The following is a 15,574-nucleotide window of genomic DNA, read 5'->3' on the forward strand; positions in this document are numbered from 1 at the left end:
AGCCGGCTGCGTGCTGCCGCGGAACCAAAATTCCCGCAGTCGCTTTTACCGAATACGCGGCTGCCGGGCCGAGGCGGACGGTGGAGACATACGTGGCGCTTGAAGGTGCGGCGCGTGCGAATATCGGCATTCGCATCATGATAGTCACTGTGGTGGCGGTGCCGCTGCTCTTCGCGCTGAGCGGCCTTGCCATTCGCTATGCGGCTTTTGCCTCGGTATCGTCGGACACGGGTTTTGCGGCCTATGCTCAGGCGCTCTGCAGGTGGGACTGCGCCTGGTATGTCGACATCTCCGAAAAGGGCTATGAGCGCTTCCCAATTCCGAACGCAAGCAATGTCGGGCGCTGGGGCTTCTTCCCGCTCTATCCGCTTCTAGTGGCGGCGATCCGATCCGTCCTGCCCTTCCCCACGATCCTGATCGCGACGATCACGTCGCTGGCGTTGAGCTACGCAGCCTGCCTCGTGGCATGGCCGCTCGTGGGGAAGAACATGCGCGCCTACGTGCTCTATTGCGCCTTCCTGCTCAGTGGCCCGTTCTCGTTCCATTTCACCACTTTCCTCAGCGAACCGCTCTTCGTGCTGCTTACCTCGTGCGTCTTCCTAGCGCTCAAGCGCTCCAACTATCTCGCCGCCGGGGTGGCCTCGGCGCTTCTGTCGGCAACGCGGCTCGTTGGCGTGCTAGCCGCGTTCGCAACCGTCATCCACATGTACGAGGAGTATCGCGCGAGGGGCGGTTCGATCGTCGCCTTTCCTCGCTGGCTGCTCGGCCGGCCGGACCTTCTGGTCGCCATCTTCATCTCGCCCGCCGGTTTGTTCGCCTACATGCTCTTTCTCTATCTCACGGTCGGGGACGGCTTTGCCTTCCTCCACATCCAGCGCGCTTTCGGGCGCGTGGCGGGCAGTCCACTGCTGTTCCTGTGGGACGGCCTGGCCTACCACCCGAATGCCGGCTGGCTGCCCACGGCACCGCAATGGAGCGCAATGACGGCAATTGCCGGCCTGGCGCTCTGCATCGTGCTCGGGGCTCGCAGGCAATATGGCGCGGGCCTTTTCTGCGCCGTCAGCATCATCTTGCCGTTGACCACGAACCTGGCCTCGATGGTCAGATACGTCGTCGGGCTCGCGCCGCTGGCGATGCTGGTAGCCGTCTTGCTGTCAGCGTCGAAGCTGACCTTCGTCGCGGCCTTGGCGCTGTTCCTCGCCGCCTGCTACTTCATGACGGTGGCGTGGATCGGAGGCTATCTTGCCTTGGTCTGAAGCGCTGCGATCCCCTAGGTCCGCTGTATCACTTGGCGGTTACGGTCTGGCGGCCGCCCTTGCCTTGTCCGAGCTCGCCATCCTCACGCTTGCCCTCAATCCCGACGTCAACGGCGACTACGGCGCCTATTACATCGACCGCACGACGACGTGCCTCAACCGCGACGCGATCGGCAGCTACACGCCAGGCAGGACAATATCGTTCCGGTCCGATGGCGCCAGACAGACCGCGGATATGAGGGTTTGCGGCTGGTCGGGTCCGGTGGCGGACGGCACCCATTCGCTGGGCGAGTCCTCGCGCCTTCGCCTGGCGCTGCCGCCCGTCCGTGGCGGCCTTCTGGCCACGCTGCAGGTGGCCGCCGTCATCCGCCCTCCCCAACTCACACAGAGGATCGTCATATCGGCAAATGGCATAAGGCTGCATCAGGCGACAGTTTCGGGCGCGGCACCGATGACGGTGGCTTTCGTCATTCCCCAGGCAGCCCTGGCCGACACCGGCAGGCTGGAATTGTTCTTCGACTATCCCGACGGCATCGCGCAGAGCCCGGCGGCAAGCAACATATACAACCGGTCCATCAAGCTGATCTCGTTTCGGCTGGATGCGCTCTAGGCGCAAGCGACATTCACCTAGGACGGTTCGCCTCTTCGGTCGGCTCCCCGCCCGGCAAAGACCCAGCGGTCGAGCACGATAAGATTGAGCGCCGGGATGATCAGGCAGGTCAGCAGTATGGGGACGAAAAGCGGCAGGCCGAGCATCACCGTGAAGAGCTTGGGCGCAGCATAGGCGACGCCGAGGCCGGTCGCCGTCAGCAGCAGGAAACGTGGGGCTTCCGAGCGATGCGATCCGGCCGACATGAAGCTGAAGGACTTGTGCGCCAGATAGGAAAACAGTGCCGCTGCTGCATAAGCGGCGAGCGAAGCCTGCACCGGCGTGAAGCCGAGGTCCGCCCGGGCGAAGACCGCAGCCAGGACAGCGTAGAGAATCGTCGCGGCGATGCCGACCGATCCGAAGCGCGCCAGGAATTTCACGCCAGCGGTGAAGCGGTGCTCAGGCATAAGCGACACACGCGTACTGTGCTCCGAGCGGCAGGGCGGCGAGCGCGCGCTCGACTTTCCTGGCAAAGGGTCTTGCTGAAGGCAGCAACAGGAAATGCTCGGACCGGATATTTCTGAATTCTGCTTCTCGAAACAGCGATGCCGCCTTGCGGGTGCCAAGCAGGACGGCGTCCTTGTCGAACGGGCAGCGGAGCACCGCCATGCGCGTCAGCGGATTGTAGGGATTGTGCTCGATGATGCAGGCAACGCCGCCCCGCCGCAGGACACGCTTCATCTCGCGGAAAAAATTGAGCCAGGATGTGGGCGGCACATGATGGACGACACAGCTGGCGAAGGCCAGGTCGAAGGCGCCGCTCTCATAAGGCAGGCTACCGTGGGTGCAGGCGCTGTAGCCGACATGCGGATTGTCGCGCGCGGCGCGCGCGAGTGAATCCCGGGAAACATCGCAACCCTCGAGGCGATCGAAGGCGCCTTCGAGATAGGGATGGAGCGCGCCGATGCCACAACCCACGTCGAGCGCACGCACCTCCGCCCTGCCCGCGCGAAGGAACCGCTCGACGACCAGGCGCCGCAAAAGGTCGGCCTTGGCTGCGAGGAAGAAATCATGCTGAAGCCCTGAGAACCGAATCGAGCCTTCGACCACATCGCGGTAACTGGTGTTATAGCTGTCGAAGTGTTCGGACATCGGCCGCAACCCCGTTCTCTGCCTTGCGAAACGAGGTGCGCCGGTCACCGGAAGCGACGCGCACCGAGCGGCCGAAGCCGTTCAGCCTGTCGACCACGTAGAGGGGACGGCGTTTGACCTCGGCGTGGATGCTGCCGACATAAAGCCCGACAACGCCGGTCATGAAAAGGTTGATGCCGCAGAGCAGCGACACGACGACCACGGTCGACGTCCAGCCGGCGAGGACGCCCGCTTCAAAGAGCCATGCAAAGATGGCGTAAGCGCCGAAAAGGACGGCAAGGGCGGAAACGACCAATCCCGCCCAAAGCGCCAGACGCAGCGGTTTTTCCGAGAAGCTGATGATGCCGTGGACCGCAAGATGCACCATCTTCCAGAACGGGTATTTGGTCTCGCCCAGCGTGCGCGCCGGTCGCTCGAACGACACAGCCGCCTGCTTGAATCCCATCCAACCGAACATGCCTCTGACGAAGCGGTCGTGCTCGGGCATGCGCTTGAAGGTCTCCAGCGCCTTGCGGCCGACCAGGCGGAAGTCGCCGACATCGCGGGGAATCTCGACCGGCGTCATCTTCTCCAAAACGCGGTAGAAGAGGCGCGCGGACATACGCTTGAACCAGGATTCGCCCTCGCGCCTGGTGCGCCTTGCATAGACGATCTCGAAGCCTTCCTTCCACTTCGCCACGAGGTCGAGCACGACCTCCGGCGGATCCTGCAGGTCGGCATCCATGACGATGATGGCCTCGCCCGCCGCCGCCTCCATGCCGGCCGTGATGGCGATCTGGTGTCCGAAGTTGCGGGAAAGCTCGATCAGCCGGAAGCTCGGCTCGGCAGCGATCATGCGCCGAAGGTATTTCACGCTTCCGTCGTGGCTTCCATCGTCGACGAAGATGACCTCGGCCCCTGCGTCCAGCTGGCCCACCAGCAGGCTTATTCGCTCGACCAGGCGGGGCAGCACCTCCTCCTCATTGTAGATCGGCAGCACCAATGAGTAGCGCGGGGACTGCGCGTTTGCGCGCGTCCGAATGCCGTGCATCACAGCGTCTCGCATGCGGTTGAAAATGGAACACCCGTCACAAAGTTCCCAAGGTCCATCAGAAATCGCTAATTTGCCAGCCTTCTGGGATCAGCCAATGATGCAACCGGCCAGCCCGCGCCTGCGGCGCTCTAATAATCGCCTCGTAACACTGCCTATTACTTCATCTATCTCGCGGATCGGAACCCTCGACCAAGGCGGCGCGCATGAGGTGCTACGCCATTTCGGTCACGAGTTGCGCAGGGTCGCGTCTCGCGCATGTCGAGCTTTGCGGTGAAGATCGAAGACCCGTGCTCGGCAGGCGCCACCATGAGGACGTGCGGTAGAGGGGTCTGGTCCGAGGCCGCTTCGTAGCGCATCCATTCGAAACCTTCGAGCAGAGCTGCCCGGATCGCCAGATCAACGCAAGGGGCATCCACCGGGGGTGGCTTGCCCCCCGACCTTCAGGTCGCGCGGGAACTTGCGTCACAGTCGAAAGTTCTTGGTGATGGCCAATCACCCAATCATGAGCGTGCTCACCTCGATCGGCACCTTAACCTCTCGTCCTGCCGCCTTCCTGGTGTTGTTGGTTTATTCCATTCTTTGGATGGTATTCGATCGGCAAAGTTTGAATTGGCATGGGGCGGCTACTCTCTTCACCTGGGCCATGACGCTGTTCATCCAGCGAGCAGAGCATCGCGACACTCAGGCAATCCACGCCAAGCTGGATGAGATGTTGCGATCAAATAGCTCGGCTTCAAACATCACCCGGATTGACGATCAGGAACCTGAGGAAATCGAAAAACATCGCGTTCGCAAACAGCAGGGAGATTGACGTGCGGCCTTCCGGTCTCGTGGCGTTTCTGGCAGGCGGGAAAGCGATCGGGTCCGACGGAAGGTTCGCACGCTTGCTCAAGTTTCTGAGCTATGTGGCCGTTGCGTTGATCGCTGTTTTGATCACGTTGCTTGTCATAAACCTGATCCCTGAACCTCGCGTCTTGCGAGCCATCGTGCCTCACCGTTTCGACGCCTCAGACCCCCAGTTTCCCACGAGCATGAGCGGGTATTCGCAAGGGCAGCTTTCCAATTCGAACGCAGTGCAAACCTTGGTCAACGGAGATGAGATCTTTCCTTCAATGTTGCAGGCGATCGGCGCGGCCAGGTCCACCATTGATATGGAGACCTATATCTACTGGTCGGGTGCCGTCGGCTACAAGTTCGCGACAGCTTTGGCCGCTAAAGCCAGAGATGGAGTTGAAGTCCGTGTGCTGGTTGACTGGGTCGGAAGCCTTCCATTCGATGAAGGCCTGATCCGAATCATGACAAGAGCCGGCGTTGCGTTCGAACGCTATCGGCCCGTCTATTGGTATACGTTGGACCGGGTAAACAATCGGACGCATCGCAAATTGCTCATTGTCGATGGGCGCGTCGCATTTACCGGCGGCGTCGGCATTGCAGATAACTGGCTTGGCAACGCCCGCAACCCCAATGAATGGCGTGATACGCACTACCGGGTAGAAGGATCAGTGGTCTCTGCTTTTCAGGCGGCGTTCGCGGAAAATTGGCTGGAGACAACCGGCGAGACCTTGCAGGGTGCGAAATTCTACCCGCCACCCGAACCCGCGGGTGCGCTTAGCGCTCAGCTGATACTCTCTTCGCAGCCGAACGGCTCGGAGAACATGCAACTGATGATGTTGGCGGCCGTTGCCGCCGCCAAGGATCATTTGCGTATCGGAATGGCCTATTTCGTGCCGGACGACATCGCCCTCCAGCAGATTTTGGATGCCAGGAGGCGCGGGGTATCGGTAGACGTCATTGTGCCCAGTTCGCTGACGGATGTGCCGCTGGCTCGAAAGAGCTCGCGCTATTTCTGGGGCGACTTGCTCCGAGCGGGTGTGCGGATCTTCGAGTTTCAGCCTACCATGTATCATCCCAAGCTCTTGATCGTTGACGACGTCTGGGCAAGCTTTGGTTCTGCCAATTTGGACGAGCGCTCTTTGCGGCTAAATGACGAAGCCACCCTGAACGTCTACGGAAAGGATTTCGCAAGGACGCAGATCGACTTGTTCAACCAGGATCTTCAGCGATCAAGGCAAGTCAGTTTGGACGAATGGGAAGCGCGTCCCCTGTCCGAAAAGATCACGGACTGGTTTGCCAGTCGGCTACGCTCTCAACTTTGAGGGACATTGTGATCCTGCCCCTGCGCATATAGAACATGGCCGGATGGGAAACTCGTCGGCGCCTTCTCGACCAACATCGGCACAGCGGCGCCCCCTTTGCAGGCGCGTGCGCGATTGTTCGCGCTCTACCCGCCGGTGCGGTGGAGGCGGATCGCCTTTGCTGGAACGCTACGCCGTCCTGAGCATTGCATGGGGACAGGAGATTTCCCATGCCCACTTTCCGCTTTGAGACGGTCCAATTCGGCAAGACCAAGATAGTCGAGGAAGAGCTCTCCAGCGCCGATTTGGCCAGCCCGAGAGCGCTGGAAATGGCTCACGCCGCACTCGTCGCCGAGGACCCCTCCGGCGCTGCCCAATCGGGCTCGATTATCAAGGTTTACGATGCGGCAGGCTATCTGGTGGCGACCGTCAATTTCTCCGATCTAGTGCGTGACACTTCCGGACCGCGCTCCTCCAGCAGCAAGGCACCTGTCGAAGAGCCCGGTGTCATGCGTTCTGGTTGAGCAATCTCGAAGCACCTCCCAAGTCAGCAAACCTTGCTGAGGTCGCGAGTCTGTTTTCTGCCTTCCATGCTGCGGGCGTTTCGGCGAGCAACTCTCAGTTCGGGAAGTCGGTTGCCACCAGCCCCTCGAACGTTTGTCCGCTTTTGGCGCACTGCGAGCTGGCCATGTGCCGATCAGTTCGGACAGCGTGGCCGAACGCCACCTGCCCCAAATGTAGTTCGCGTTTGCGCACGCCGCGTTTGGATAGGAGGCGGTCAAATCTTCCGCCTCGACGAGTTCACCGGACACTTCGCTGAAAACGACAATGCCATATTCTTCTGTCGCAACTGGCTTGCCAACGGGCGGTAGGTGTTCCGCTGGAAGTGGATAGCGATGACGGCGGCGTTCGGCATTCCGCAGTTGAGCGGCCTTGTAAGCGTCAGAGCTTTTGGCAGACTCTCGTCGTCGTTTCCTTTCTTCCGGTTCCGCCTGTTGGGCGGCCTTTTCGATTCTGGGCCAACGGCGTAGTAGCTCTTCAAAAGAACGGAACGGCACTCGCCAGGTCCGTAATTCCTCGTCCCAACTGGCCCAGGGAACTGTTCGCAGTTCCTCGATCACCGTCTTCGAATACGGCGTTCGAATACGGAGGTCGTCGGACACCTCCAGGTATGGGCTTGATATTGGATCAAAGGCGAAGGCGTCGCGTCCCTTGCTGTCGCCGTGAACCGCCAGCATTGCTGCCTCTTTTTCCAGCCAACGGTCGATCCGGCCGGCGGCCGTCTTTCCAGGAACGAACCAGCTCTTGCGCTCGTCGCTCCACCTCGCTCGCGGAAAAGCCTGTCGGAACCGTTCGACGGCCATCCTGTCGAAGGGAAAGCGCGCTTCGGCACCGGGAGTATGCGGCTTTTGTGGCATGGGACCAGCGTCCGATTTTTCCGCTCCCTGCGGGATCACGGTTCCATGCATTGAACGCCGGCCGAGCCAGCAGGTTCACAAACTTCAAGCGATCCTGCGGCAGGAGGACAAGTGTAGCCCTACGTATGCAAGCTCTGCGAAGCGCGGTGAAACCTTCCCCACATTCGGCGGTTAACTCAGAAAGGTGAGACCATGCCGAGACGCGATGAAACAGGGACAGCGCCCATGCGGCCGAGAAGACCTCGTTCTCGGCCGCTGAAAGGCGAGGAAGCAGAGGTGAAACATATTGTGGAAACCCAGAATGTGTCGCCAGCCCAGGCGCGAGAACTTGTGCGTCGGTATGGACACGATTGGCGCAAGATCGATGAAGCCGCCAAATCCTACAAGGACGAAAAATGAGCTCCCCGTTTGCGAGATGACACTCTCCAGATGGCTGAGTTCGAATGACCCGCATCGCAACCTTCAATCTGAATGGCGTCCACGGCCGGCTACCCGTTCTCAAGTGGCTCGGGCAAACCGAGTATGACGTCGTGTGCCTTCAGGAGTTGAAGACATCAGACGACAAATTTCCTGCCGATGCGATCAGAAGGGCAGGCTACGGCGCGATCTGGCACGGCCAAAAGTGTCAAGCATCCAAACGGATTTCGTCGCCTCGCCGAGGCTCACTCTTTGACGTAAGCGCCTGGTTGGCGACCTGTCTTGGGCGCCTTTGCGTCTTTCGAATGTTCCGAGATCGCAGGGCCGGCTCCAGATGTCTTTTCTGTTGCTGGGCTCGGAGTCGCCTGTTTCCCTGGATTCTGGCCGGCGGACCGATGGGAGCTGTCCCCTTGACCGGTTGGCCTCGTTAGGCCGATCCCGCCCGGCGGCTTTTTGTTGCCCGCCGCCTCTTGCTCGAAATCATCCGATGGATCGGCGTCTTTCGACGCCGGATATTTCCTGGCACCCGTCTCGCGACGGTTTTCATCGCCTGTCATAGCTCATTGCTCCTGAAGATCATGAGGATCAACCCACTGATCAGCGGCAAGTTCCCTCATGCCGACTTACGAGTTGCCTTTGCCTTGGAGCCTTCTTTGATGCCTTCCTTGGCAAGGCTCTTGCGCAGCACCGACGCGAGGTCGACGATGTTCTCTTTAGGCCTTGGTGCCGGTTTCGGCGGCTTCTTGCCCTTGCGCTTTGCGTCGATCATTGCAACGAGCGCATCCTCGTAGGTGTCCTCGAATTTCGATGGATCGAATCTGGTCACCTTCTTGTCGATCAGCAGGCCGGCGATCTCGAGCAGGTCCTGATCATACTTAGGACTCTTCAGATCCTCGAAGACGGTCTTTTCCGGGATCATTTCGTCATGGGTGCGCAGCTCGGTGAGCAGCATGCCTTTGCCGAAGGGTTGAATCACCACTTCCCGCCCGCGCTGGTAAAGCACCACACAGGATCTGGCCGCTACGCGCTTTTTTGCCATGGCCTCTCGCAGCACCGAAAACGCTTCGACAGCCGCGCCATCGGCAGGGATGACGTAGTAAGGTTTTTCCAAATAACGCGTGTCGATGTCGTCGAGAGCGACGAATTCCTCGACCTCCAGGGTGTGGGCGGACGTCAGCTTGAGCTTTTTGATGTCGTCGGGCGGAACTTCGATGAATTCCCCCTTTTCGACCTCGTATCCCTTCGTCTGGTCTTCTGCCTCGACGATGTCGCCGGTCTCCTCATCGACGTAGGCGCTCTTTACCGGAAGACCGTCCTTCCTGTTCAGAATCTTGAAATGGATTTTCGAGGCTTCACTGGTCGCCCCGACCAGCTTCACGCCACAGGAGACCGAACCAACTTTCAGGAAGCCTTTCCAAACTGCCCGCGGCGCCGTCATGGTCGTTGCCTCGCTTTTCTGGAGTTCTACCGAAATACTCAGGAGCCGGAGATGTTCCAAACGGCAGGTTCGACTTGGCAGTCTCGCGAGGACATCGAGCGAAACGCGGAAATGAAACCCGTGTCCCGACAATTCATCAGCGGACTCAGCTCAGCAGCCTTCTGCCTTCAGGGATCGCACCATGCGGACCACAACCGGATCGTAGGGGATTTTTTCGGATTTGCTGTAGTTGATGGTGAAGAGCGCGGCACGGTCATTGCAGACGGCAATGGCACGGACATATCGGATTTGGCCATTGTTGATGCCCGAGTAACTGGCCCATCGGGGCGTGACGCGTCGATACGTCAGCTTCCAGCCGGCCTTTTCGTCCTCGACCATGCGATGCTCGATCTCGGCCCGAAAACTGGCCTTGCCGAGTCTCGCACCCCACACGGCGAGGAAGGCTTCGTTTGCGCCCCGAAAAGCCGCGCCCTGGTCCGAACGTTGGGTCAAGACAAAGCCCGGCGGCACATCGAATGTGAAGCCAAATTGCCTGACGCCGAAAGGCTGCCACGCTTGCGCCTGAAGAAGCGTGCTGAAAAATAGGATCGATGCGAGGCTCAGCAGAAAACGTGTCATTGGCGTGATTTAGCGCTTCCTCAGATAGCGTCCAGACTGAGCAAGGCCGCCGACAAAGAAAAAGAACTGCCAATTTTGCGCGCCGCGGAGGGCTTGCACATAAGAGCATCGTCGATCCGCTGATATCGCCGCAATGCGATCATTGCCGATCGACGCACGCGCTTCATGAGACGCTGTTGAAGACGGTTCGGGATGTCACAGGGAAGGAAGTCACATTCACCCGTTGGAACGGAACCGGGCCGGTCAATCAGGGTTGAGCGATAGCCCGGTCTGCTTTTCATTTTGTGGCACAGGATTCGGACAAGGTATGCCTTTGAGGAGGGTGGCCCCGCGCTCGCCTCGGACGCGGAAAGCACGGGCCTAGCCACCGGGGTTTTTCATCACCAAAGGCTCACGAGCGCGCCGAGACAACCATTACCGTTGCCCTTGTGTAGGCTGGATATGACTCGTCGAGTAGGAGCGATAGCCGCGCAGGTGCCTCAGTGGCCCGGCTCGTGTTGGGTCAATCATTTCACACCAAAGCTCGTTTTCGCCGATGCTAAAGACGTTCGTTTTCAGTCACGCGGGCGAGTTGCCGCTGCCAGATTGCGGTGAACATAAATTCGAGCACAAGCGTTCGACGACCTCGGAGTGGGCGTGCAGGAATTGTGGCGGGCGGCCGCAGGGGCGGCCAAGGCTGATCCAAATCACGAAATATTTCCGCCGGAACAGAGCGCGATGACCGCAGTTGAGTAGGGTTAGGAAAATCTTACCAAGACAGGAGAATAACATGGCCAATCAAGGCGGAAGTCGCGAACAGCATGTGAAGACCGGACAGAGCCGGAAAGCCGCCGACGATCAGGATCAGCGCCGCGGCAGCGGCCAGCAGCAGGCCGACGACAAGCAACGCGGCGGCCAACAGCGCGGCGGCAGCGGCAACTTTGCTGACGACCGCGAGAAGGCTTCGGAAGCCGGTCGCAAAGGTGGTCAGTCCTGATAGAGGAAGCGGCGCTCTCAGGCGCCGCTTTCCTTATTCATTCAGAAGGAGAAAGCGCAATGCCGACGAAATCGGAAAACGGTTTGGAGACCCTGTTTGTGGATGGTCTGAAGGACCTCTATTACGCGGAAAAGAAGATCCTGAAGACATTGCCGAAGCTGGCGAAGGCCGCGCAATCCGAACAGGTAGGCGCTGCATTCGACAAACATCGGATGGAAACAGAACGCCAGGTAGAACGGCTCGAACAGGTTTTCGAGCAACTTGGCAAACCTGCCAGGGGCAAGACGTGCCCCGCCATCGACGGTATTCTCGAAGAGGGCTCGGAGGTGCTCGAAGAGTATAAGGGGGCGCCCGCCCTCGATGCGGGCCTTGTAGGCGCCGCACAGGCGGTTGAGCATTATGAGATTGCCCGCTATGGGACGCTCATCGCCTGGGCGGAGCAACTCGGCATGAAGGATGCCCTCCCGCTGTTGCGCGAAACCCTCAAGGAAGAGACGGCGACCGACGAAGCTCTCAGCGCGTTGGGCCAGAGCGACGCCAACAAGCGCGCGCTGCAAGCGGCCTGATCAGCTCTCAACAAGCGGCTCCGGTGCTTGTCCGGAGCCGCATGGTGCTACGATGACTATACCGATGCCATCCAACTTCCATGTAGAACAACCAGCCGATGCGATGGTACCAGTCGCATCGGTGACCGAGGCCGTAGCTGAACGTCGACGATGTATAATGATCCTGCAGCAACGAGCGCGCGCCTTTGAACGGCTAAACCTGTTCAATGTTTCACGGGCTCTGTCGTCAGTTGCTGAAGAGATCCGGGGGAGCGACGATGATGGAAGCGTTCGCGAATGGGACGAACGACGGCAGACCCCCGACTTCGTAAAATGACCAAGCTTTCCGATCTTGAGCGTCGGTTGCCGGCGCGCGACTTGAGCGACGGCGATCATTTCCACAAATGTCCCGTCTGGGGTCAAGCAGTGGACTGGCGCGACTTGCGACAGGTTGTCTGGCATGAGCAGCCCAGACACCGGCGGATGGATCTCGATTCCTAAGTGCTATCGGCCGTCTTTGGGTTTCATCACAGGCTGCCGCTCATCTTCGGAACAAGACCTCGGCCCCACTTGGGATGCGGTGCAGCGGCCGGGAACCAGCCCTTGGGAAGGCACGTTGCTGAGAGAGGATTTTACTGAAGGTTCGCATCCAATGGCAAAACACCTGTCTCGCGCCCCGGAGCCACGCGGCACCGGAAATATCCTGATGTGGGGTGCCATGGTAGCCGCGATGCTTTTTGTCGCCCTCTTGATTATTCTCACTTTCGGACCGTCCGCGGCGGGGTCGTAGTGCACGCGGGACATCTGAGCGTGAACAGCACGTGGCCCTGTTGGAGCCTTACTCCATTCACAGGCTCATTCGATGCTGTCGGCCTGTTTGAAAGTTACGCGGCAGACGCCGGCAACGCTGCACTCAAGACATTCGCCCAAGAAACGCGCCCACGCTGAAAATGCACAAAGGAGATGATCGACAAGATCGCTTCCTCGGCTGGGGCGGGACAACCCCGGGCGGTAAAGACATCGAGCACCCCGTCGACAGCGTCTCCACTGCCTGGCGCCAACAGCTTCACCGAGGACCAGGCCAAAGCCCGGATCGAAAGCGCCGGGTATTCGAACGTGGCCGACGTCGCAAAAGACAACCAAGGTATCTGGCGCGGTCAGGCCACCGCCAAGAACGGGCAATCCACAAGCGTCGCCCTGGGTTATCAGGCAATGTGTTTGCCGGCACCAATGAACGCGATGGAGAGAAAATGAAATCCTTACCGGACTACTGTTTGACGACTAGGCCGACGCCTCTGACGCGGTTGGCGAATTGGATGCGATCGGAGTCTCCTCGGCCGATATCAGTCTCGTGGCTAACAACTCTGCCGATTGGTACTATGGCGAACCCTCCGACGTTGCAGACGATGCCGCAGGCGGTGCTGGCATAGGCGCGGCTATCGGGGGAGCCGGGGGTCTTTTGACGGGTCTTGGCATAATGACCATCCCAGGCGCGGGACCTTAGTTGCAGCTGGATGGCTCGTCGCCACATCAGCCGGCGCGGTAGCCGGCGCCGTAGTTGGGAAGCGGCCGGCGGGATATTGGCGCGCTCACCGAATCCGGAGTGCCAGAGCGGGATGCTCACGTCTACGCAAGACATCAGACGCGGCGGAACACTTGTGACTGCCAAAGTCCAGGATGAACTCGTTCCGGAAGCCGAGCGCATCGGGCAGGACGGTTCGGTTGACGTGTCTGAACGCCGTCGGGAGTATGAGGCAGCGGATGGAGCGAATTCAACCCAGATGCGCCTGCATACGGGCCGGATGAAGTCGAAAGCGAAAGCGTGCGCTACGCTGCGTGGCCTTAGGCCGCTTGCCGGGAGCTCCTCGGTGACGAAAGGGGCAAGTCATAGAGAAGCCAAGCGCCGGCGGGCGATGCTATGTGGAATCAGAAGGCGCTTGCCCCGAACGGCACGAACGGGGCGGCGTCGTGGAGCTAGCCTTTTTCGTTATAGGGCTGCTTGAGCTCGGCCACCATTCTGGCAAGTTCGGAGAATGGCGGAATCTCTGTTTCCGACTGAGCCAAGTTAGCCAACTGAAGCAATCTCAGCGGAAAACACACAGCATCGCGATTTGACGGGGACATATCCTCGTAAAGCCGTGCGTCGTCCAACAGCGAATCCTCGGCATGTTGTAAGGCCCGGTCAATTTCGTCGATCGAAAGAACCCCCTTGTGAACCAGCAGATTGTTGATTGACGCTACGGACATAAGAAGGCCTTCAAGTTGCAAGTTGGCGACGTTCATCAGCTTATCCTCCCTAGATCGCCGAAGGACCTGTAAGGAGAAAACAGGGTTCATGGATGAGATGTTCCGGGGAAAGCGAATTAATCTCGGCTGGCATTACGTGGGTCGGAAGTAAGCAACATCCCAGCCTCCTTTGCCGCAGCTTCGAAGGCTTGGCGTATGACCTGCGGATCAATCGGATCGCCCTCCAGAGCTGACAGGCAAAGGATCATTGCCTTGTGCCATCCGGGCCCCCGCTTCGGCCATTTGACGAGTTGCTCGGCCGCTTCCTGGACGTGGCCGACTTCACAAGGCCTGTCCGCCGGGGCGGCTCTCACATAGACCGGAGAATAGAAGCGCCGCCTTGCCAGCCGGTCATCGCACTTATCGGCCCTGCCGGGGAGCAGCGGGCTCACATCGGGGGCGGAGATTGAACCCCGCGAATTTCTTGCGCGACCGCCTTCAGCGCCCTGGCTACCGGGAAGATTTTCTTTCGCTCAAAATGTAAGGCCTGCAGGTCGACTATGTCGGCGCAGCGCTTGCGTTCCACCCCGGCTCCTACCACGGCTGGCTGAGTTTGTGTCGCTTCCATGGTGACACTCTTCCTTTTAGAAACCCTCAGGAAACAAACTCGGCAAGCGGGCAAAAGTTGCCGGCGATCGCGATTCTGATCGGTGGGAACTGGTGCCCTAAACCAACGTTGGTTGCGCATCATCATCCAGGGTTTGTGTCATGGAAAAGACGTTCAATCGAATGGCGGAAGCAGTCGCTCACGCAACAGGTAGGCCATGGGCCTTCACTCTTTGCTTGGGATCGGTTTTGACCTGGGCGGCAACTGGCCCTGTGTTTCAATACTCCGAGACCTGGCAATTAGTCATCAACACCGGAACCACCATCGTCACTTTTCTGATGGTCTTCTTGATTCAGAATACACAGAACCGCGATGGCGCCGCCATCCAGGCAAAGCTCGATGAGTTGATCCGCTCCGGCCAGGGCAAGAACGCCTTTATCGGCATCGAGCATCTGACGGAGCAAGAGGTCGAAGAGTTCCGCGCAGCGTGCGCCCGGGCGAAGGAAAGGTCCCGAGATGTGTAGACTGCGCCTTTCAAAGACGCACGCGTCGACCATCACGGGCCGGGTGCAGCCCGGGAATTCGCCATGGCGTCAGCCTCGACGATGATGTTCACGAGTTCGGTGGCGCCGGATGCCGATGATCGAGAACTCGCCCCTTCTGAGATCCATGTAGCCGAACATCCAGGCAATGCAGATCACGATCATCGCGATGGCGGCCAGCAGCTCGGCGATGTTGTGCAGTGCCGTTTCGATGCCGGCGGCTTGCGCGAATGCGCATCGGTAGGACGACGCGGATGCCGCCTGATCGACGCGTGGGTCGTCTCTCTGCTCGTCGACAGCGGCAGACTCACCGTCCCCTCCCCTGCCTCGCGATCGTCCGCCAAGCGCTGACGGCCTCCTCGGGCTAAGTGCTCGTATTCGGTTGATGGCGGTTCAGAGCCCGAACGTGCAACTGTCGACTAGTTGTGAGCTTTCAGGAGGTTGTCCATTCGGACCGGACCGAGGAGACTAGAGTTACCAGGCTTCAGCACTCATCGGAGGGTCCGAATGAACATTCACAAGAATGCCCGTCTCACGCCGCTGCGTCGAGAGGAGATGGCGCTGTCGGTGATAGAGGGCGGTTTTTCCAAAGCCCATGCGGCGCGCGTCTATGGCGTGTCAG

20 protein-coding genes and 5 pseudogenes are annotated in these 15,574 nt (G+C 59.7%); 13 read left to right on the forward strand and 12 right to left on the reverse strand.

Features of this window, described 5'->3' with window-relative positions; translation table 11 throughout:
• Positions 1–92 precede the first annotated feature (92 nt).
• Both PU724_RS30910 and PU724_RS30915 read left to right on the forward strand, forming a co-directional pair.
• The gene (locus PU724_RS30910) at positions 93–1,256 is read left to right on the forward strand and encodes a hypothetical protein (RefSeq protein WP_354422749.1); all 1,164 of its coding nucleotides are present in this window, start codon (positions 93–95) and stop codon (positions 1,254–1,256) included.
• Positions 1,257–1,320: 64 nt separating this feature from the next.
• Positions 1,321–1,866, forward strand: coding sequence for a hypothetical protein (locus tag PU724_RS30915; RefSeq protein ID WP_354422747.1), 546 nt, complete (start codon positions 1,321–1,323; stop codon positions 1,864–1,866).
• 17 nt (positions 1,867–1,883) lie between these two features.
• Here the strand turns inward: PU724_RS30915 and PU724_RS30920 are convergent, their stop codons facing one another.
• The 3 genes from PU724_RS30920 to PU724_RS30930 are packed head-to-tail and all read right to left on the reverse strand — an operon-like array spanning position 1,884 to position 4,027.
• The gene (locus PU724_RS30920; protein WP_354422969.1) at positions 1,884–2,312 is read right to left on the reverse strand and encodes a GtrA family protein; all 429 of its coding nucleotides are present in this window, start codon (positions 2,310–2,312) and stop codon (positions 1,884–1,886) included.
• A complete protein-coding gene (locus tag PU724_RS30925) occupies positions 2,305–2,997 on the reverse strand; it encodes a class I SAM-dependent methyltransferase (protein WP_354422746.1) in 693 nt (230 codons plus the stop codon). The genes PU724_RS30920 and PU724_RS30925 overlap by 8 nt, the downstream gene beginning before the upstream one ends.
• The gene (locus PU724_RS30930; protein WP_354422744.1) at positions 2,972–4,027 is read right to left on the reverse strand and encodes a glycosyltransferase family 2 protein; all 1,056 of its coding nucleotides are present in this window, start codon (positions 4,025–4,027) and stop codon (positions 2,972–2,974) included. Before PU724_RS30930 ends, PU724_RS30925 begins: the two co-directional genes overlap by 26 nt.
• 487 nt (positions 4,028–4,514) lie before the next feature.
• On the opposite strand from PU724_RS30930, the gene PU724_RS30935 reads away from it, so the two are divergent.
• The 3 genes from PU724_RS30935 (at position 4,515) to PU724_RS30945 (ending at position 6,689) form a co-directional block, all read left to right on the forward strand.
• Positions 4,515–4,841: a low affinity iron permease family protein gene (locus PU724_RS30935; RefSeq protein ID WP_354422967.1), complete on the forward strand. Its 327-nt coding sequence runs from the start codon at positions 4,515–4,517 to the stop codon at positions 4,839–4,841.
• Positions 4,842–4,914: 73 nt separating this feature from the next.
• Positions 4,915–6,186, forward strand: a complete 1,272-nt coding sequence (locus PU724_RS30940; protein WP_354422742.1) for a phospholipase D-like domain-containing protein — start codon at positions 4,915–4,917, stop codon at positions 6,184–6,186.
• Between the two features lie 209 nt (positions 6,187–6,395).
• Positions 6,396–6,689, forward strand: a complete 294-nt coding sequence (locus PU724_RS30945; RefSeq protein WP_354422740.1) for a hypothetical protein — start codon at positions 6,396–6,398, stop codon at positions 6,687–6,689.
• A gap of 23 nt (positions 6,690–6,712) precedes the next feature.
• Here the strand turns inward: PU724_RS30945 and PU724_RS30950 are convergent.
• Positions 6,713–7,634, reverse strand: a pseudogene (locus tag PU724_RS30950) (hypothetical protein).
• 225 nt (positions 7,635–7,859) lie between these two features.
• On the opposite strand from PU724_RS30950, the gene PU724_RS30955 reads away from it, so the two are divergent.
• The gene (locus PU724_RS30955) at positions 7,860–7,982 is read left to right on the forward strand and encodes a hypothetical protein (RefSeq protein WP_281033857.1); all 123 of its coding nucleotides are present in this window, start codon (positions 7,860–7,862) and stop codon (positions 7,980–7,982) included.
• Positions 7,983–8,026: 44 nt separating this feature from the next.
• Positions 8,027–8,206: pseudogene (locus tag PU724_RS30960) on the forward strand (endonuclease/exonuclease/phosphatase family protein); the annotation flags it as partial.
• A 39-nt stretch (positions 8,207–8,245) separates the two neighbouring features.
• Here PU724_RS30960 and PU724_RS30965 read toward each other — a convergent pair.
• The 4 genes from PU724_RS30965 to PU724_RS30980 form a co-directional block, all read right to left on the reverse strand.
• Positions 8,246–8,557 (reverse strand): hypothetical protein, encoded by a 312-nt coding sequence (locus tag PU724_RS30965; protein WP_127393268.1) that lies wholly within the window; start codon positions 8,555–8,557, stop codon positions 8,246–8,248.
• 56 nt (positions 8,558–8,613) lie between these two features.
• The gene (ku, locus tag PU724_RS30970; RefSeq protein WP_354422738.1) at positions 8,614–9,438 is read right to left on the reverse strand and encodes a non-homologous end joining protein Ku; all 825 of its coding nucleotides are present in this window, start codon (positions 9,436–9,438) and stop codon (positions 8,614–8,616) included.
• Positions 9,439–9,588: 150 nt separating this feature from the next.
• The gene (locus tag PU724_RS30975; protein WP_354422736.1) at positions 9,589–10,056 is read right to left on the reverse strand and encodes a hypothetical protein; all 468 of its coding nucleotides are present in this window, start codon (positions 10,054–10,056) and stop codon (positions 9,589–9,591) included.
• Between the two features lie 20 nt (positions 10,057–10,076).
• On the reverse strand, positions 10,077–10,337 hold the full coding sequence (locus PU724_RS30980; RefSeq protein ID WP_426213748.1) for a hypothetical protein: 261 nt from the start codon (positions 10,335–10,337) through the stop codon (positions 10,077–10,079).
• Between the two features lie 488 nt (positions 10,338–10,825).
• Here PU724_RS30980 and PU724_RS30985 point away from each other — a divergent pair, with 488 nt between their 5' ends.
• The 4 genes and pseudogenes from PU724_RS30985 (at position 10,826) to PU724_RS31000 (ending at position 13,423) form a co-directional block, all read left to right on the forward strand.
• Positions 10,826–11,032 (forward strand): KGG domain-containing protein, encoded by a 207-nt coding sequence (locus tag PU724_RS30985; protein ID WP_354422734.1) that lies wholly within the window; start codon positions 10,826–10,828, stop codon positions 11,030–11,032.
• Between the two features lie 59 nt (positions 11,033–11,091).
• Positions 11,092–11,598, forward strand: a complete 507-nt coding sequence (locus PU724_RS30990) for a YciE/YciF ferroxidase family protein (RefSeq protein WP_354422732.1) — start codon at positions 11,092–11,094, stop codon at positions 11,596–11,598.
• Between the two features lie 942 nt (positions 11,599–12,540).
• Positions 12,541–12,831 (forward strand): PepSY domain-containing protein, encoded by a 291-nt coding sequence (locus PU724_RS30995; RefSeq protein WP_354422730.1) that lies wholly within the window; start codon positions 12,541–12,543, stop codon positions 12,829–12,831.
• Between the two features lie 58 nt (positions 12,832–12,889).
• A pseudogene (locus PU724_RS31000) lies at positions 12,890–13,423 on the forward strand (hypothetical protein).
• Positions 13,424–13,551: 128 nt separating this feature from the next.
• Here the strand turns inward: PU724_RS31000 and PU724_RS31005 are convergent.
• The 3 genes from PU724_RS31005 to PU724_RS31015 form a co-directional block, all read right to left on the reverse strand.
• The gene (locus PU724_RS31005) at positions 13,552–13,860 is read right to left on the reverse strand and encodes a hypothetical protein (protein ID WP_127286522.1); all 309 of its coding nucleotides are present in this window, start codon (positions 13,858–13,860) and stop codon (positions 13,552–13,554) included.
• Between the two features lie 80 nt (positions 13,861–13,940).
• Positions 13,941–14,255: a DUF982 domain-containing protein gene (locus PU724_RS31010; protein WP_426213749.1), complete on the reverse strand. Its 315-nt coding sequence runs from the start codon at positions 14,253–14,255 to the stop codon at positions 13,941–13,943.
• Positions 14,252–14,431 (reverse strand): hypothetical protein, encoded by a 180-nt coding sequence (locus PU724_RS31015; protein WP_426213750.1) that lies wholly within the window; start codon positions 14,429–14,431, stop codon positions 14,252–14,254. The genes PU724_RS31010 and PU724_RS31015 overlap by 4 nt, the downstream gene beginning before the upstream one ends.
• Positions 14,432–14,571: 140 nt before the next feature.
• Here PU724_RS31015 and PU724_RS31020 point away from each other — a divergent pair, with 140 nt between their 5' ends.
• Positions 14,572–14,934, forward strand: coding sequence for a low affinity iron permease family protein (locus tag PU724_RS31020; RefSeq protein WP_354422728.1), 363 nt, complete (start codon positions 14,572–14,574; stop codon positions 14,932–14,934).
• 32 nt (positions 14,935–14,966) lie between these two features.
• Here PU724_RS31020 and PU724_RS31025 read toward each other — a convergent pair.
• A pseudogene (locus PU724_RS31025) lies at positions 14,967–15,186 on the reverse strand (hypothetical protein); the annotation flags it as partial.
• Positions 15,187–15,459: 273 nt separating this feature from the next.
• Here PU724_RS31025 and PU724_RS31030 point away from each other — a divergent pair.
• Positions 15,460–15,574 (forward strand): annotated as a pseudogene (locus tag PU724_RS31030) (IS481 family transposase); the annotation flags it as partial.

It is taken from the genome of Mesorhizobium abyssinicae (assembly GCF_049887195.1).
GTDB classification, from domain to species: domain Bacteria; phylum Pseudomonadota; class Alphaproteobacteria; order Rhizobiales; family Rhizobiaceae; genus Mesorhizobium; species Mesorhizobium abyssinicae.